General features: G+C 71.3%; 17 protein-coding genes. 15 read left to right on the top strand and 2 right to left on the bottom strand.

Translation table 11 applies throughout. The features are described from left to right. The first annotated feature begins 86 nt into the window (after window positions 1-86). The 3 genes from secY to D7I47_RS04225 are packed head-to-tail and all read left to right on the top strand — an operon-like array spanning window position 87 to window position 3574. Entirely contained in the window at window positions 87-1415 is a 1329-nt protein-coding gene (gene secY, locus D7I47_RS04235; RefSeq protein WP_120761894.1) for a preprotein translocase subunit SecY, read from the top strand. Beyond that, window positions 1412-2011, top strand: a complete 600-nt coding sequence (locus D7I47_RS04230) for an adenylate kinase (protein ID WP_120761893.1) — start codon at window positions 1412-1414, stop codon at window positions 2009-2011. The genes secY and D7I47_RS04230 overlap by 4 nt, the downstream gene beginning before the upstream one ends. Window positions 2012-2023: 12 nt before the next feature. After that, window positions 2024-3574, top strand: coding sequence for a hypothetical protein (locus D7I47_RS04225; RefSeq protein WP_120761892.1), 1551 nt, complete (start codon window positions 2024-2026; stop codon window positions 3572-3574). A gap of 1 nt (window position 3575) precedes the next feature. Here the strand turns inward: D7I47_RS04225 and D7I47_RS04220 are convergent, their stop codons facing one another. Next, window positions 3576-5474 carry a BglG family transcription antiterminator gene (locus D7I47_RS04220; RefSeq protein WP_120761891.1) on the bottom strand — a complete coding sequence of 633 codons (1899 nt, stop codon included), beginning with the start codon at window positions 5472-5474 and terminating at the stop codon, window positions 3576-3578. Window positions 5475-5707: 233 nt separating this feature from the next. Here D7I47_RS04220 and D7I47_RS04215 point away from each other — a divergent pair, with 233 nt between their 5' ends. From D7I47_RS04215 to rplQ, 11 genes are all read left to right on the top strand, one after another. After that, on the top strand, window positions 5708-6028 hold the full coding sequence (locus tag D7I47_RS04215) for a PTS sugar transporter subunit IIB (RefSeq protein ID WP_120761890.1): 321 nt from the start codon (window positions 5708-5710) through the stop codon (window positions 6026-6028). After that, window positions 6028-6300, top strand: a complete 273-nt coding sequence (locus D7I47_RS04210; RefSeq protein ID WP_193726458.1) for an HPr family phosphocarrier protein — start codon at window positions 6028-6030, stop codon at window positions 6298-6300. Before D7I47_RS04215 ends, D7I47_RS04210 begins: the two co-directional genes overlap by 1 nt. Next, a complete protein-coding gene (gene ptsP, locus D7I47_RS04205) occupies window positions 6297-7979 on the top strand; it encodes a phosphoenolpyruvate--protein phosphotransferase (RefSeq protein WP_120761889.1) in 1683 nt (560 codons plus the stop codon). The genes D7I47_RS04210 and ptsP overlap by 4 nt, the downstream gene beginning before the upstream one ends. A gap of 28 nt (window positions 7980-8007) precedes the next feature. Next, window positions 8008-9558 carry a PTS mannitol transporter subunit IICB gene (locus tag D7I47_RS04200; protein WP_120761888.1) on the top strand — a complete coding sequence of 517 codons (1551 nt, stop codon included), beginning with the start codon at window positions 8008-8010 and terminating at the stop codon, window positions 9556-9558. 34 nt (window positions 9559-9592) lie between these two features. After that, complete coding sequence (locus D7I47_RS04195; protein WP_120761887.1) at window positions 9593-10033, top strand: PTS sugar transporter subunit IIA; 441 nt, start codon at window positions 9593-9595, stop codon at window positions 10031-10033. 190 nt (window positions 10034-10223) lie between these two features. Next, window positions 10224-10445 (top strand): translation initiation factor IF-1, encoded by a 222-nt coding sequence (infA, locus tag D7I47_RS04190; protein WP_100365313.1) that lies wholly within the window; start codon window positions 10224-10226, stop codon window positions 10443-10445. Between the two features lie 59 nt (window positions 10446-10504). Then, entirely contained in the window at window positions 10505-10621 is a 117-nt protein-coding gene (rpmJ, locus tag D7I47_RS04185) for a 50S ribosomal protein L36 (protein WP_055821300.1), read from the top strand. A 140-nt stretch (window positions 10622-10761) separates the two neighbouring features. Next, window positions 10762-11142, top strand: a complete 381-nt coding sequence (rpsM, locus tag D7I47_RS04180; RefSeq protein ID WP_120761886.1) for a 30S ribosomal protein S13 — start codon at window positions 10762-10764, stop codon at window positions 11140-11142. After that, a complete protein-coding gene (gene rpsK, locus D7I47_RS04175) occupies window positions 11142-11540 on the top strand; it encodes a 30S ribosomal protein S11 (protein WP_120761885.1) in 399 nt (132 codons plus the stop codon). The genes rpsM and rpsK overlap by 1 nt, the downstream gene beginning before the upstream one ends. 146 nt (window positions 11541-11686) lie before the next feature. Further along, window positions 11687-12679: a DNA-directed RNA polymerase subunit alpha gene (locus D7I47_RS04170; protein WP_120761884.1), complete on the top strand. Its 993-nt coding sequence runs from the start codon at window positions 11687-11689 to the stop codon at window positions 12677-12679. A gap of 45 nt (window positions 12680-12724) precedes the next feature. Beyond that, entirely contained in the window at window positions 12725-13288 is a 564-nt protein-coding gene (gene rplQ, locus D7I47_RS04165) for a 50S ribosomal protein L17 (protein WP_120761883.1), read from the top strand. A gap of 77 nt (window positions 13289-13365) precedes the next feature. Here rplQ and D7I47_RS04160 read toward each other — a convergent pair whose 3' ends face one another. Continuing rightward, entirely contained in the window at window positions 13366-15270 is a 1905-nt protein-coding gene (locus D7I47_RS04160; protein ID WP_120761882.1) for an acyltransferase family protein, read from the bottom strand. A 34-nt stretch (window positions 15271-15304) separates the two neighbouring features. Between D7I47_RS04160 and truA the strand changes: the two genes are divergently transcribed. Next, on the top strand, window positions 15305-16210 hold the full coding sequence (truA, locus tag D7I47_RS04155; protein ID WP_120761881.1) for a tRNA pseudouridine(38-40) synthase TruA: 906 nt from the start codon (window positions 15305-15307) through the stop codon (window positions 16208-16210). The last annotated feature ends 1 nt before the right edge of the window (window position 16211 follow it).

Here is a 16211-nt window from a genome sequence, read left to right as displayed (position 1 = left end):
CATCGAGGAGGCGGCCCCACCCCGGGGCCGCCTCCCCGCCGCACCACACCCGTGTGCGGCAGCTCCACAATCAACCGGGAGGCGTCGTGTTCAGTGCCGTCGCGCGGATCTTCCGCACGCCGGACCTCCGCCGCAAGATCGCGTTCACGCTGGGCATCATCGCCCTGTTCCGGCTCGGGTCGTTCGTCCCCGCGCCGTTCGTGGACTTCGGCAACGTCCAGCTCTGTCTTGCAGGCAACGCGGGCGCCTCGGGTCTGTACGACCTCGTCAACCTCTTCTCGGGCGGCGCGCTGCTGCAGCTGTCGATCTTCGCGCTCGGCATCATGCCGTACATCACGGCGTCGATCATCGTGCAGCTGCTGCGCGTGGTCATCCCCCACTTCGACACCCTCTACAAGGAGGGCCAGTCGGGCCAGGCCAAGCTCACGCAGTACACCCGGTACCTGACGATCGGCCTCGGCGTCCTCCAGTCGACGACGCTCATCACGGTGGCCCGTTCCGGCGCCCTGTTCGGCTCGTCCGGCGTCGCCGAGTGCTCGCAGCTGATCACCGACGGCGGCCAGACCTGGTACGGCATCCTGCTCATGGTCATCACCATGACGGCCGGCACCGGCGTCATCATGTGGATGGGCGAGCTCATCACCGAGCGCGGCATCGGCAACGGCATGTCGCTGCTCATCTTCACCTCGATCGTCGCGCGCTTCCCCGACTCGCTCGCCTCGATCGCCCAGCAGCGCAACATCGAGACGCTGCTGCTCGTGCTCGCCATCGGCATCGGCATCATGTTCGCGGTGATCTTCGTCGAACAGTCCCAGCGCCGCATCCCCGTGCAGTACGCGAAGCGCATGGTGGGCAGGCGCACCTACGGGGGCAACAACACCTACATCCCGATCAAGGTCAACATGGCCGGCGTCGTGCCCGTCATCTTCGCCTCGTCGCTGCTGTACCTGCCGGCGCTCATCGCCCAGTTCAACCAGCCGGCCGCGGGTGAGACGGCTCAGCCGTGGGTGCAGTGGATCTCCACGTACCTCACGCGCGGCGACCACCCGCTCTACATGGCGATGTACTTCCTGCTCATCGTGGGCTTCACCTACTTCTACGTGGCGATCACCTTCAACCCCGACGAGGTCGCCGACAACATGAAGAAGTACGGCGGCTTCATCCCCGGCATCCGCGCGGGGCGTCCGACGGCCGAGTACCTCGACTACGTGCTCACCCGCGTCACGCTGCCGGGCTCGATTTACCTCGGTCTCGTCGCCCTCATCCCGCTCATCGCCCTCGCGATGGTCGGGGCGAACCAGAACTTCCCGTTCGGCGGCACCTCGATCCTCATCATGGTCGGCGTCGGCCTCGAGACCGTGAAGCAGATCGACTCGCAGCTGCAGCAGCGCCACTACGAGGGCCTGCTGCGATGACGGTGCGGCTCCTCATCGTCGGCCCCCCCGGCGCCGGCAAGGGCACGCAGGCCGCGCGGATCGCCGAGCACTTCGGCATCCCGACGATCTCGACGGGCGACATCTTCCGCGCCAACATCGCGAACGAGACCGAGCTCGGCAAGCGCGTCAAGGCGATCGTCGACGCGGGCGACTACGTGCCCGACTCGCTCACCAACGAGCTCGTCACCGACCGGCTCGCCGAGGCGGACGCGACGACGGGCTTCCTGCTCGACGGCTACCCGCGCACCCCCGACCAGGTGCGCTACCTCGACGGCCTGCTCGCCTCGCACGGGCACAAGCTCGACGCGGTGCTGCGGCTCGTGGCCGACCAGGACGAGATCGTGCGGCGCCTTCGCAAGCGCGCGATCGAGCAGGGGCGAGCGGACGACTCCGAGGAGGCGATCCGCCACCGCCAGGAGGTCTACCAGCGCGAGACCGCGCCCGTGCTCGAGATGTTCCGCGAGCAGGGGCTGCTGATCGAGGTCGACGGACTCGGCTCGGTCGACGAGGTCGCCGACCGCATCTGGGCCGCCTTCGCCGAGCGCGGCCTCGCCACCGGCGCCCCGCAGGCCTAGCCCCCGGCGTCCGTGTCCGCGACGGGGACGGTCACACGCGAGACGTGGGGGCCGTCGCGTCGCGACGTCGCCGCCGAACTGCTCGGCATCGTGACGGCGCTCGCCCTCGCCGTAGTCGTCGCCGCCTTCCTCGCCGAGCACCGTCCGTGGCTCCTGTTCGCCGACGGCGACTCGCTCGTGAACGTGCTCGTCGTCACGTCGATCGCACTCGGGCAGCAGCAGGACTGGGCGATGTCGCCCGTGCTGTTCCTTCCCGAGGCGACGGTGCACGGCCTGCTGTCGGCGTTCGGGTTCGGGGTGCGCGAGACGCTCGCCCTCGGCGCGGTCGTCAACCTGCTCGCCCTGTACGGGGCGCTGCGGATCGCCGCCGGAGCCCGTCGGCACGCGACGGCACCCGTGACGGGCGCGCTCGTGGCGCTCGCGGTCGTCGGCCTGCTCGTGGTGCTCGAGGGCGGCGATGAACGGGAGGGGCTGCAGCTCGCCTGGATGATCGGCACGACCACCTACTACTCCGCCACGGTCGTCGCGGGGGTCGCGAGCCTCGGGTTGATCCGGCGCGCGCTCGAGGCGCGACACCGGCCGTGGGCGGCGATCGTCGGCCTCGCGATCGTGAGCGCGGTATCCGTGCTGAGCAACCCGATCCACGTGGCGTGGACGGTCGTGCCGGCACTCCTCGTGCTCGGAGCGGTACTGGCGGGCGCCCGCCTCGACCGCGCGCGCGTCGGGCTGCTCGCCCTCTCGCTGATCGGCGGATCCCTCATCGGCTGGACGACGCGGCTCGCCTTCGCGGACGTGATCGTCGCCGACGGCGCCAACTACCTGCGACCCGGACGCTGGGCGGATGCGGCCCGGCACTACGCCGAAGGATGGGCGCAGAACGCAGACGGCCCCGGCGGGATCGTCTGGCAGCTCGTGCTGCTCGCCTGCTGGATCGTCGCGGTCGTGCTCGCGCTGCGGGTGCGGCAGGGCACCGGGGCGTGGTGCCTCGCCGCGATCGGAGCCGTGACGCCGCCGTTCACCCTCGTGTGGGCGGTCGTGCTCGGCACGGACGCCGATCGCTACCTCCAGCCGCTCGTCTACGCGCCGGTCGCCGCCCTCGTGCTGCTGCCCGCCCTGCTCGCCGGGCGGGTTCCCGCGTCCGCCCGACGTGCGGCCGTCGCGGTCGCGACCGGGCTCGCCCTCGTCGCGGGGATCGCATCCGCACCCGTGCTCGTGACCGCCGCGCAGCGCACGGATGCCGACCTCGCATGCGTCACGGACTGGGTGGACGCCTCGGGGCGCGTCGGTGCCGGACAGTTCTGGACCGTCCGGGCGCCCAAGGCGTACCTCGCCGACCCGTCGCGGCTGCTGCAGCTCGACGCGTGGTTCCAGCCGTACACGTGGCTCGTGAACCGCGCCGACTTCACCGGGGCGCGGCCCACCTTCCTCGTCGTGGACGAGCGGTCGCAGCCGTTCCAGTACCCCCAAGGCATCACCGAGTCCGACGCCGTGTCCGTCGCGTGCGGGCGGTACACGATCCTCGACTTCGGCCGCGAGCTGCCGCTCGGCACACCGCACAGCTGAATCAGGCGTCGATGAGACGCGTGAGCTCCGCGACGAGGGTCGGCACGTCGGTCGCCCGCGCCACGAGGCCGCGCACGTTCTCGCGATCGGAGAACACCTCGACGAGCTGGTCGAAGACCTCCTGGAACGAGGCGCGCCCGGACTCGCTGAAGGCGATGAACGCGATCACCTCCACCCGTGCCTCGCCCCACGGCATCGAGGTCGTGTTGAGCACGAGCGCGATCGCCGTGCGGTCGGCCGTCATCGCCATCGCGTGCGGCATCGCGAGACCGTCGGTGAACGCCGTCGACGACAGCCGCTCGCGCTCGATCGCGCCCGCGACGTAGGCCTCGTCGACGATCCCCGCCTCCACCATCCGGGCCCCGATCGTGCGGATCATCGCCTCGGGGTCGGGGGCGTAGAGCTCGCGGAAGAACAGCCGCTCGTCGAAGTATCCGGTGAGCCGCTCGGCGAGCCGGGTGCGCCGCCGCTGGCGCCGCACCCGGGCGATCGCCGCCTGGATCGCCTGCGCATCCGCCTCGCCGAGGAAGGGGTGCACGACGATGATGCGGTCCGTGGGCGTCGGCGGCTCGATGACCGAGATGACGAGGTCGCCGGGGAGCGCATCCCAATCGACGTCGGAGCGGGTGTCGAGCTGCTCGATGCGCAGCTCGGTGCCGACCGACGCCTCCACGCGGTGCAGCAGATCGAGGTGCAGGCGGTGGTACGCGGGGGCGACGATCGTCGCGGTCACGGCCTGCTCGCTCTGCCGCTGCTCCTCGAGCCGCGCGCCGAGGTGCATCGCGAGGTAGGCGATCTCGTCCTCCGGGACCGAGATGCCGGTGCTCAGCTGCAGCTCGCGCGCGAGGTACACGGCGAGCTCGTAGATCATCGGGTAGCCCGACTTGATCGAGCGGGTGAGCGGGTTGCGCGAGAACGACCCCTCCTGCGCCCGCCGCACGAGCTGGCGGATGTGCATGGCCAGGCGCAGCAGGAAGTCGTCGTCGCCGTCGAGGTCGACGAGGTACTCGCGCGCCGCCTTCTCGACGATCGCCCGCACCTCGTCGAGCTCGGCGTCGTCGATGGGGGGCGGTCCCGCGTCGACCGGGCTCACGGCCACGCGCGTCCCGAGCAGGAATCCGAGGTAGTCGAGGTCGCCGGGGGCGAGGGTCACCCCGAAATGCTCGGAGACGAGGCCGTCGATGATGGCGGGGAACACGCCCTCGTCGCCGCCGGTGCGGTCCGGCAGGGCGTGCCGCGCCTGCGTGCGGTCGACGGCGATCGCGAGGTGCAGCAGCACCGTGCCGAGCCCGTAGTCGTTGATCTCGTAGCCGTCGGCGACGAGCCGCGCGATGAGCGCCGTCTTGAACGCCGTGAGGTCGCCCGCCGCGAACCAGCTCTCGATGCGGTCGACCTCGCGCATCCCCCGGGTGGCCTCGTCGCGGAACAGGGCGCCGATGAGCCGGCGGCGCGCGCTCTCCGGCCCCTCGAGCTGCACCCTCTCACGCGTGCGCACGATCGTGAGACCCGCGGCGCCGGCGCGGCTGCGGGCGCGTGCGAGGTCCGATTCGAGCGTGGAGTCGCTCACGTGCAGGCGCTCGGCGAGCTCGTAGAGGTCGACGCCCTCCGAATCGGCGGGCGCGTCGAGCAGCGCGCGCAGCACGGCGGAGACGCGCCCCGCCGGGGTCGCCGAGGGCACCCCGCGCTCGTCGCGCAGCCGCCTGCCCCACTCGCCGCGGTCGAGCCGGTAGCCCGAGGGGCCGGATTCGATGAGCGGCGCATCCGAGGCGGCGTTGAGCGCCGAGACGTAGCCGCGGATGCTGCGGTCGGTGACGCCGAGGCGCGCCGCGAGGTCGGCCGCCGTCGCCCAGCCACCGTGCTGGGCGAGCGTGTCCGTCAGCTGCTCGTGTCGATCGACCATCCGACTCCCGCTCCGCGATCCCTCGCGAGACCCAGTCAAGCATCGCCACGGGGTGGGCGCACGGGCCTCCGGGCAGATTTCCGGGGGTGCGGAAGCAGGCCCGCTGGTGGGCGGCGTCGCCCGCGCGGCACACTGGGCACGCCCGCCGGGAGAGGGAACCGGCGGGCCCTGGACCACGGCGACGCCGCCGACGCGAGACCCGCGCCGCACGTCGCAGGAGCGGAGAGGGACGGATGCGGGTGCTCATCGTCTGCGGCGCCGGGGCGTCGAGCACCTTCGTCGCGCAGCGCCTGCGCCGCGCCGCCGCCGACCGCGCGGTCGAGCTCGAGGCCGTCGCCTCCTCGGCCTCCGCCGCAGCAGACCTCGTCGGCGGTGCCGACGTCGTGATCGCCGGGGCACACCTCGGCAGCACGGTCGCCGAGCTCGCCGTCCTGGCGGCCGACGCCCGGGTGCCGTTCGTGGTGCTCGACGACGCGGCACGGCAGGATGGCGACGAACTGCTCGACACGACACTGGCGGCCCTCGGGTCCGCCCCCCGCGAGAGGACCCGCTGATGGAACGCACGCTGCAGATCGCATCCGGCCACGGGCTGCACGCCCGCCCGGCGAAGCTCTTCACCCAGGCGGTCGCCGCATCCGGCCACAAGGTCACCATCGCCCGCCCGGGAGGCGCGGCCCTCAACGCGGCGAGCATCCTGTCGATCATCGCCGCGGGCTTCGAGAACGGCGACGAGGTCGTGCTCACGGTCGAGGGCGACGACGAGGAGCGCGTGCTCGAGGAGCTCGCGGAGTTCCTCACGACCGATCAGGACGAGGCCGCCGGATGATCGAACTGCGCGAGCTCCGCGGCGTCGGCATCGGCACCGGGGTCGTCGTCGGCCCCGTGCTGCACGTCGCCCGGCAGGCCGCGGTCGCGCCGACGGACGCTCCGAGCACGATCGGTGCGGAGGCCGAGGTCGCGCGCGCGCGGGAGGCGCTCGCTGCGGTCTCCGCGCAGCTGCGCGAGCGGGCGGCCGGTGCCGACGACGCGACGCGCGACGTGCTCGAGGCGCAGGCGCTCATGACCGACGACCCGGCCCTGCTCGACGGGGTCGAGTCGAAGCTCGCGGGCGGCATCACCGCCGAGAAGGCGGTCGCCGACTCCTTCGCCGAGTTCGCCGCCATGCTCGCGGATGCCGGCGAGTACTTCGCCGAGCGCGCCGCCGACCTGCACGACCTCTCCGACCGCGCCGTCGCGGTGCTGCAGGGGCGCTCGACCGAGCTCGTCGTCGACCCCGGACACCCCTATGTGCTCGTCGCGCGCGACCTCGCGCCGGCCGACACCGCCGTGCTCGACCTCGACCGCGTGCTCGCCTTCGTCACGAGCGAGGGCGGGCCGACCTCGCACACCGCGATCCTCGCCCGCCAGCGCGGCATCATCGCGCTCGTCGGGGCGACCGGGGTCGAGTCCCTGCCCGAAGGCGTCGAGGTCATCGTCGACGCCGAGCGCGGCCGTGTCTCGGTCGACCCGGATGCGGCCGAGCTCGCCGACGCCGAGGCGCGCATCGCCGCCCGCGCGGCCGCGGCATCCGCCCCGATCGGTCCCGGCGTGCTCGCCGACGGCACCCCCATCAAGCTGCTCGCCAACCTCGGCAAGCCGGGGGAGGCGGCCGACGCCGTGCGCCTCGGGGCGGAGGGCGTCGGCCTGTTCCGCACCGAGTTCCTCTTCCTCGACTCGGCCGACGCGCCGACCGTCGAGGAGCAGACGGCGAGCTACCGCGAGGTGCTCGCCGCCTTCCCGGGCAAGCGCGTGGTGGTGCGTCTGCTCGACGCGGGGGCCGACAAGCCGCTCGCGTTCCTCTCGCCGGGTGAGGAGGAGAACCCGGCCCTCGGTCGGCGCGGGCTCCGGGCGCTTCGAGCCTCGGAGTCCGTGCTCCGCGACCAGCTCGCCGCGCTCGCCGCGGCCGCCGACGGCACCGAGGCCGAGCTGTGGGTCATGGCGCCCATGGTGGCGACCGTCGAGGAGACCCGCTTCGTGTCGGATGCCGTGCACGGTGTCGGCATCCCGGTCGCCGGGGTCATGGTGGAGATCCCCTCCGTCGCCCTCATCGCCGACCGGGTGCTCGCGCACACCGACTTCGCCTCGATCGGCACCAACGACCTCACGCAGTACACCCTCGCCGCGGACCGCCAGCTCGGCTCGGTCGCGGCCCTGCAGGACCCGTGGCACCCGGCGGTGCTGCGGCTCGTCTCGGAAGTGGGCGCCGCCGGCGCCGCCCTCGGCAAGCCGGTCGGCGTGTGCGGCGAGGCCGCCGCCGACCCGCTCCTCGCCGTCGTGCTCGCGGGACTCGGGGTCACGAGTCTCTCGATGTCGCCGACGGCGCTCGCAGATGTCCGCGTCTCCCTCGCGCGGTACACCCCGGACGACGCAGCCGCGATCGCCCGGGCGGCCCTGGCGGCCGAGGAGGCCGCCGATGCCCGAGAGGCGGCCAGGGCGGCCGCCGACACCATCACCGCCGGACGCTAGACCGGCAACGAGCCAGGAGGCACACACCATGACGACGACGTCAGCGACGACGACGGCGCGGGGCGGGGGAGCCCGCGTCGCCGTCCAGAGATTCGGCACCTTCCTGTCGGGCATGATCATGCCCAACATCGCCGCATTCATCGCCTGGGGCATCGTGACCGCGATGTTCATCGACAACGGCTGGGTCGGCAACAACAGCCCGGTCGCCGCATGGCGATGGGCCGACTCCGCCATCCTCGGCGGAGGCACGACCCCCGACGGGACCGAGTGGATCGGTCTCGTCGGCCCCATGATCACCTACCTGCTGCCGCTGCTCATCGGCTACACGGGCGGGCGGATGGTCTACGGCGTCCGCGGGGCCGTCATCGGCACCGTCGTGACGATGGGTGTCGTGATCGGCGCGGCGGGGACGATCATGTTCCTCGGCGCCATGATCTGCGGCCCGATCTCGGCATGGATCCTCAAGCAGGTCGACAGGATCTGGGCGGGGAAGATCAAGCCCGGCTTCGAGATGCTGGTCGACAACTTCTCCTCCGGCATCCTGGGCTTCCTGCTCGCGCTCGCCGCGTTCTTCGGACTCGCCCCGCTCATCAAGATCTTCAGCGACGCCCTCGGCACCGCGGTGAACTGGCTCATCTCGACCCACCTCATCCCGCTCGCGTCGATCCTCGTCGAGCCGGCGAAGGTGCTGTTCCTCAACAACGCCATCAACCACGGCGTGTTCACCCCGCTCGGCACCGCCCAGGTCGAGGAGCAGGGCAAGAGCCTGCTGTTCCTCGTCGAGGCCAACCCCGGCCCGGGCGCGGGACTGCTCATCGCGATCACCGTCTTCGGCGTCGGCGCCGCGCGGGCCACCGCCCCGGGCGCGTTCATCATCCAGTTCCTCGGCGGCATCCACGAGGTGTACTTCCCGTACGTGCTCGCGAAGCCGCTGCTCATCGTGGCCATGATCGGCGGCGGCGCGACGGGCGTGCTGACGAACGTGATCTTCAACTCGGGTCTGCGCGCACCTGCCGCGCCGGGGTCGATCTTCGCGGTGCTGTTCCAGACCGCCCCCGACAGTTACGTCGGGGTGGTGCTCTCGGTGGTGCTCGCCGCGGCGGTCACCTTCGTGATCGCGATGCCGATCCTGCTGGCGAGCCGCAAGCGCGACCTCGCGGCCGCGAGCGAGACGGATGCGAAGCTCGCCGCCTCGATCGCGCAGACGAGTGCGAACAAGGGCAAGGAGAGCGCCGCGCTGTCGGGGCTCGCCGCGAGCGTCGCGGGCGGCACCGCCACCAAGACGATCGAGAAGGTCGTGTTCGCGTGCGACGCGGGCATGGGCTCGAGTGCCATGGGCGCATCCGTGCTGCGCAACAAGTTCAAGAAGGCGGGGGTCGCGGCGGATGTGTCGAATGCGGCGATCGCCAACCTCACGGGCGACGAGGACCTCGTCATCACCCAGAACGAGTTGACGGAACGCGCGAAGCTGAAGGCGCCGAACGCCATCCACGTCTCGGTCGACAACTTCATGAACTCGCCGAAGTACGACGAGGTCGTGGAGCTCGTGAAGAACCAGCAGGACGGGGCCGTCGAGTAGGCCCACGGGTCCGGCGGCGAGAGAGGAGCACACCATGAGCGACGACATCCTGACACCGGAGCGCGTGGTGCTCGAGCACCGGACCCCCACCCGCGAGGAGGCGATCCGCGACGTCGGGCGCCTCCTCGTGGAGGCCGGGGCCGTACGGCCCGGCTACGTCGACTCGATGCTCGCCCGCGAGGCGACCGTGTCGACGTCGATGGGGAACTTCCTCGCGATCCCCCACGGCACCAACGAGGGGCGCGAGTTCATCGACCGGACGGCGCTCGCCGTCATCCGCTACCCCTCCGCCATCGAGTGGGACGGCGACGAGGTGCGGTTCGTGATCGGCATCGCCGGCCGCGAGAACGAGCACCTCGAGATCCTGGGACGGATCGCGGTGCTCTTCTCGGACGACGACGACGTGCAGTCGCTGCTCGCTGCGCCCACCGCCGAGGCCCTCTACGCCCTCATCTCCGCCGTCAACGAGGACTGAGTCCCCGAAAGTACGTGCTTTTGGGCCGACACGCCGTGTCGCTCGCCCAAAAGTGCGTACTTTCGCGGATTATGCGGAATCCGGATCGATCGGCTAAGATCGATCTTTGGTGCTTTGTGCCCGCTGGGCCGAGTCTGCACCGAATCAATCACCCGCATGACCGAGCGTCACCGATAGCGATTTAGAGGGTATGGCCAAGAAAGACGGCGTCATCGAGATCGAGGGATCTGTTCTCGAGGCTCTGCCGAACGCGATGTTCCGCGTCGAGCTGAGCAACGGGCACAAGGTTCTCGCCCACATTTCGGGCAAGATGCGTCAGCACTACATCCGGATCCTCCCCGAGGACCGCGTGATCGTGGAGCTGAGCCCCTACGACCTGACCCGCGGCCGCATCGTCTACCGCTACAAGTGACACTCGGAAAGTAACGGCCTGCGCCCCTGGCACAGGTACGAGGACAGCGAGAAGGAAACATGAAGGTCAACCCGAGCGTCAAGCCCATCTGCGACCACTGCAAGGTCATCCGCCGCAACGGCCGCGTGATGGTCATCTGCAAGTCGAACCCGCGTCACAAGCAGCGTCAGGGCTGAGCCCTCCGCCGCTTCGCGGTTTCACAACTCAATACACACACTGCACCGCCAGAACCTCCTCGGAGGGGACACCCCGGGTCGGAGGCCCGGGCACCGGCGGCGCTCCACACCTCCGAACGACTCCATAAGGAGAAGCCGACATGGCACGTCTCGCCGGCGTCGACATCCCGCGCGACAAGCGCGTGGAAGTCGCCCTGACGTACATCTACGGTGTGGGCCGCACGCGCGCCCTCGCCACCCTCAAGGAGACCGGGATCTCCGGTGACATCCGCGTGAAGGATCTGACCGACGACCAGCTCGTCGCCCTTCGCGACTACATCGAGGGCAACTTCAAGGTCGAGGGCGACCTGCGCCGCGAGGTGCAGGCCGACATCCGCCGCAAGGTCGAGATCGGCTCGTACGAGGGCCTGCGCCACCGTCGCGGCCTGCCCGTGCGCGGTCAGCGCACCAAGACCAACGCACGCACTCGCAAGGGCCCGAAGCGCACCGTGGCCGGCAAGAAGAAGGCAGGTAAGAAGTAATGGCTGCTCCGAAGGCCGCCGCGCGCAAGCCGCGCCGCAAGGAGAAGAAGAACATCGCCGTGGGCCAGGCCCACATCAAGTCGACGTTCAACAACACGATCGTCTCCATCACCGACCCGACCGGTGCCGTCATCAGCTGGGCCTCCTCCGGCGGCGTCGGCTTCAAGGGCTCGCGCAAGTCGACCCCCTACGCCGCGCAGCTCGCCGCCGAGTCGGCCGCGCGCCAGGCGCAGGAGCACGGCATGAAGAAGGTCGACGTCTTCGTCAAGGGTCCGGGTTCGGGCCGCGAGACCGCGATCCGCTCGCTCCAGGCCGCGGGCCTCGAGGTCGGCACCATCAACGACGTGACGCCTCAGGCGCACAACGGGTGCCGCCCGCCGAAGCGTCGCCGCGTGTGATCTCCGCATCCGGATGACCCGCCTGCCCGGCGCGGTCATCCGGATGCCCCACGTCTTCCCATAACTCAACAAGCACGGCGGCCCAGCCACCCGCCGCAACTGTCGTGGGCGTCATATGGCGGACGCCCTCGCCGAAAGGAAACCACGTGCTCATCGCACAGCGTCCCACTCTCTCCGAGGACAACATCTCGGAGTTCCGCTCCGCGTTCGTGATCGAGCCCCTCGAGCCCGGCTTCGGCTACACGCTCGGCAACTCGCTGCGTCGCACCCTGCTGTCGTCCATCCCGGGCGCCGCCGTCACGAGCATCCGCCTCGACGGCATCCAGCACGAGTTCGACACCATCCCCGGTGTCAAGGAGGACGTCGTCGAGATCGTCCTCAACATCAAGAACCTCGTGGTCTCGAGCGAGCACGACGAGCCGATCACCGCCTACCTGCGCAAGCAGGGCGCCGGTGAGGTGACCGCCGCCGACATCTCGGCGCCGGCGGGTGTGGAGATCCACAACCCCGAGCTCGTCATCGCGACCCTCAACGACAAGGCCAAGTTCGACCTCGAGCTCACCATCGAGCGCGGTCGCGGCTACGTGTCGGCCACCCAGAACCGCAGCGAGTTCAGCGAGGCCGGCCAGATCCCGGTCGACTCGATCTACTCGCCCGTGCTCAAGGTGACCTACCGCGTCGAGGCGACCCGTGCCGGTGAGCGCACCGACTTCGACCGCCTGGTCGTGGACGTCGAGACGAAGCCGGCGATCTCGCCGCGCGACGCCATCGCCTCCGCCGGCCGCACCCTCGTCGAGCTGTTCGGCCTCGCCCGCGAGCTCAACACCGCGGCCGAGGGCATCGAGATCGGGCCCGCCCCGGTCGACGCGGTGCTCTCGAGCGAGCTGTCGATGCCGATCGAGGACCTCGACCTCTCGGTGCGCTCGTACAACTGCCTCAAGCGCGAGGGCATCAACACCGTCAGCGAGCTCGTCGCCCTCTCGGAGACGCAGCTCATGAACATCCGCAACTTCGGTCAGAAGTCCGTGGACGAGGTGAAGGACAAGCTCGTCGAGCTCGGCCTCTCGCTCAAGGACAGCGTGCCCGGCTTCGACGGTGCGCACTTCTACGGCGGATACGACGACGACGAGACCGTCTGAGTCCCGCCCTTCTGACACGAAACACATTCTGGAGAACGACTGATCATGCCTCAGCCCACCAAGGGTCCCCGTCTCGGCGGCGGTCCGGCGCACGAGCGCCTGCTGCTTGCGAACCTCGCCGCGGCCCTGTTCACCCACAAGAGCATCACGACCACCGAGACCAAGGCAAAGCGTCTGCGTCCGCTGGCCGAGCGCCTCATCACCTTCGCGAAGCGCGGCGACCTGCACGCGCGTCGTCGGGTGCTGTCGGTCATCGGCGACAAGTCTGTCGTGCACGAGCTCTTCACCGAGATCGCGCCGCTCGTCGCCGAGCGTGAGGGCGGCTACACCCGCATCACGAAGATCGGCAACCGCAAGGGCGACAACGCCCCCATGGCGGTCATCGAGCTCGTGCTCGAGCCGGTCGTGAAGAAGCCGGCCTCGTCGAAGAAGTCGGCCGCCCGCGTCGAGACGCCGAAGGCCGCCCCGGTCGAGGAGGCCCCCGCCGAGGAGGTCGTCGAGGAGGCGGCAGCCGAGGAGACCGAGGCTCCGGAGACCGAGGCCGCCGAGGCCGAGGCTCCTGCCGAGGAGACCACGGACGAGACCGCTGAGGAGTCGGAGGAGAAGTAACTCCCCGCATCCGCTCTACGCCGAGAGGCCCCGCTCCCATCGAGCGGGGCTTCTCGCGTTCTCCGGCCGCGCCATGATCACACAGGGCGGGGGAGGGACTCGTCGGCTGCCTCGTCGCGGAGCGGCGGGAGGGCGGCGAGGCGCTGCAGGGCCTCCTGGATGGTGGCGGTGAAGATGCCGGCGCCGACGTGGCCGAAGTGCACCTGATCGCGGGCGAGCTCGCCGAGGTGCGGTTGGACGGCCGTGTACCAGTCGGCGAGCTCGACGTTGCGGTACTGCCAGGCGAAGGCCGCGAGCCGCTGGTTGACGGTCGGGATCCAGCCGCGCGGCGCCTGCGCCGTCACGACGACGAGCTCGCGGTCGGGCCCGATGATCTGGCGCACGCGCTCCAGTGCGTCGACGCTGATCGACCCGTTCGTGCCGAGGGCGAGCACGACGACCGGACGCAGGGCGCCCGCGTCGCGCAGGCCCTGGATGAGGTCGGGGGCGACCGACATCTGGCGGGACACGGCGGCGTCGATCTGGATGCCGGGGAACGCCGCCTGCAGCTCGGGGACGGCGGCGAGCATGACCGAGTCGCCGATCGCCGTGATCTGGTCGCCCCGCAGCTGGACGGGTGGTCCGGGCTGCTCCGCGTCCGCGGTCGGGGTCGGCGACGGACTCGGCGTCTGCTCGAGTGCGCGCTGCCCCTCCTCGATGCGCTGTTGCACCTCCGACTCGGCGGGCTGCGTCACGAGCGCGATCGCGGTCCCCGCCGTACCGGCGAGCACGAGCAGCGTCGCCGTCGCGCTCGCGACGACCGCGCGACCCGGTCGACGCCATCCCGCGGCCCAGCGCCGCGCGACCGCGCGGAAGCCGTCGCGGCGGATGGGCGTCTCGATGAAGCGGTAGCTGAGTGCGGCCGCCACGACCGTCACCGCGGCCGCGATGCCGCCGAGTGCCCAGGCGAGACCGGTGTCGGCGCGCCAGCTCGGCAGCGCCGCGACGAGCAGCACGAAGACCGGCCAGTGCCACAGGTAGATGCCGTAGCTGCGCTCCCCGACCCAGCGCAGCGGCGGCAGCTCGAGCCCGCGTGCGAGCGGGGACGCGGGCACGAGCGCGGCCGTGATGACGACGGCGGTGAGCACGGCGACGCCCTGCAGTCCGCCCGAGTAGGTCCACTCGGCGGTGCCCGGCATCCACACGGCCAGCGCGACGAGTCCCGCGAGCGCGACCGCGCCGGCCCAGCCGAGCGCCCGCCGCGCCGCACGTGGCCACTCGAGCGGGCGCGCCGACCACCACTGGCTGACGACCGCGAGCAGCGCGCCGAGCGTGAGCCCGAAGGCGTGGGTGCCCGTGCCGTAGTAGACCCGGGTCGGGTCGCCGGGCGTCAGCAGCAGCGCCATGGCGAGGGCGGAGGCGACGGTCGCGGCCGCGAGCAGCACGATCCGGGTGGGCCGCGCGATCCGCACGATCACGAGCAGCACGAGGACCGGCCAGAGCAGGTAGAACTGCTCCTCGACGGCGAGCGACCAGAGGTTGCGGTAGAGCTCGGGCGCGGTCTCGGCGAAGTAGTCGGAGCCCGTGGCGATGTAGTACCAGTTGCTCGAGAAGGTGACGGCGCCGAACAGCTGCCCGCCGAGGCCCACGAGCACATCGCCCCCCACGAACAGCGCCACCGTGCTCGTGACGAGCAGCAGCACGGCGAGGGCGGGGAGCAGCCGTCGGGCGCGCCGGCGCCAGAAGCCCCCCAGGCGGATGCCGCCCGTCCGGGCGCGCTCGGCGAGCAGCAGGCGCGTGATGATGAAGCCGCTGACGACGAAGAACACGTCGACGCCGAGGTACCCGCCGACGACCGCACCCGGGGTGAGGTGGAAGGCCACGACGACCGCCACCGCGAACGCGCGCAGCCCGTCGAGCCCGGCGACTCGGGAAGTCGCGGGAGCGGAGGGAGTCGAGTCCCGTGCGAGGGCGGGCGCGACGTTGCGGGTCGAAGCGGTCATGGGTGCCTGTCGCGTAACAGCCTAAGCTCGCCTCGTGACCGAACCGGAGGCCCCCACGCGCATCCGGCTCGACATCGCCTACGACGGCACCGACTTCACGGGCTGGGCGCGTCAGCCGGGGCTGCGCACCGTGCAGGGCGAACTCGAGGATGCCCTCGCGACGCTCTTCGCCCGCACCGGCGAGGCGCCGCGCCTCACCGTGGCGGGGCGTACGGATGTCGGGGTGCACGCGATCGGGCAGGTCGCGCACCTCGATCTCACAGCGGGGCAGCTCGAGCAGTTGGATCGTCGGCCGCGCGATCGCGGTGCGGGCGCCGCGGGGGCGGAATCCCTCGCCCGTCGGGTCAACGGGATCGTGGGGCAGGCGGCCGACGTGCAGGTGCTCGCCGCGACGCCCGCCCCCGCCGGCTTCGACGCCCGCTTCTCGGCCGTCTGGCGCCGCTATCGGTACCGCATCGCCGACGCCGAGGCCCTCCGCGATCCGCGGATGCGCGCCTTCACCCTCTGGCATCCGGCCCGACTCGACGTCGAGGCGATGGACGCCGCCGCCGGGGAACTGCTCGGCCTGCACGACTTCGCGGCCTACTGCCGACCGCGGGAGGGTGCCACCACCATCCGCACCCTGCAGGAGTTCGGCTGGCGACGGGATGCGGACGGCGTGCTCGTCGCCGAGGTGCGGGCCGACGCGTTCTGCCACTCGATGGTGCGCGCGCTCGTGGGCGCGTGCGTCGCCGCGGGCGAGGGCCGCCTCGCCCCGGGGCGAGCGGCGAGAATCCGGGACGAGGCGCGGCGCACGAGCGAGTTCATCGTGCTGCCGGCGCGCGGCCTCACCCTCGTCGAGGTCGGCTATCCGCCGGATGCGGAGCTCGCCGCCCGCGCCGAGCAGACCCGCGCGCGGCGTGCGACGCCCGGTTTGGCGGATGAGGCTCCCATCGACTAAT

Source organism: Protaetiibacter intestinalis (assembly GCF_003627075.1).
Taxonomy (GTDB): Bacteria; Actinomycetota; Actinomycetes; order Actinomycetales; family Microbacteriaceae; genus Homoserinibacter; species Homoserinibacter intestinalis.
The sequence above is the reverse complement of the archived record's forward strand: the minus strand, read 5'-3'. Positions and strand labels throughout refer to the sequence as shown.

What these genes read in the sequence shown, in the direction of transcription:
- ptsP (WP_120761889.1), top strand. Translation starts at nt 6,297, where the DNA reads ATGATCGAACTGCGCGAGCTCCGCGGCGTCGGCATCGGCACCGGGGTC.
- rpsK (WP_120761885.1), top strand. Translation starts at nt 11,142, where the DNA reads ATGGCTGCTCCGAAGGCCGCCGCGCGCAAGCCGCGCCGCAAGGAGAAG.
- rpsM (WP_120761886.1), top strand. Translation starts at nt 10,762, where the DNA reads ATGGCACGTCTCGCCGGCGTCGACATCCCGCGCGACAAGCGCGTGGAA.
- D7I47_RS04195 (WP_120761887.1), top strand. Translation starts at nt 9,593, where the DNA reads ATGAGCGACGACATCCTGACACCGGAGCGCGTGGTGCTCGAGCACCGG.
- rpmJ (WP_055821300.1), top strand. Translation starts at nt 10,505, where the DNA reads ATGAAGGTCAACCCGAGCGTCAAGCCCATCTGCGACCACTGCAAGGTC.
- infA (WP_100365313.1), top strand. Translation starts at nt 10,224, where the DNA reads ATGGCCAAGAAAGACGGCGTCATCGAGATCGAGGGATCTGTTCTCGAG.
- D7I47_RS04215 (WP_120761890.1), top strand. Translation starts at nt 5,708, where the DNA reads ATGCGGGTGCTCATCGTCTGCGGCGCCGGGGCGTCGAGCACCTTCGTC.
- rplQ (WP_120761883.1), top strand. Translation starts at nt 12,725, where the DNA reads ATGCCTCAGCCCACCAAGGGTCCCCGTCTCGGCGGCGGTCCGGCGCAC.
- D7I47_RS04210 (WP_193726458.1), top strand. Translation starts at nt 6,028, where the DNA reads ATGGAACGCACGCTGCAGATCGCATCCGGCCACGGGCTGCACGCCCGC.
- D7I47_RS04200 (WP_120761888.1), top strand. Translation starts at nt 8,008, where the DNA reads ATGACGACGACGTCAGCGACGACGACGGCGCGGGGCGGGGGAGCCCGC.
- D7I47_RS04160 (WP_120761882.1), bottom strand. Translation starts at nt 15,270, where the DNA reads ATGACCGCTTCGACCCGCAACGTCGCGCCCGCCCTCGCACGGGACTCG.
- D7I47_RS04230 (WP_120761893.1), top strand. Translation starts at nt 1,412, where the DNA reads ATGACGGTGCGGCTCCTCATCGTCGGCCCCCCCGGCGCCGGCAAGGGC.
- D7I47_RS04220 (WP_120761891.1), bottom strand. Translation starts at nt 5,474, where the DNA reads ATGGTCGATCGACACGAGCAGCTGACGGACACGCTCGCCCAGCACGGT.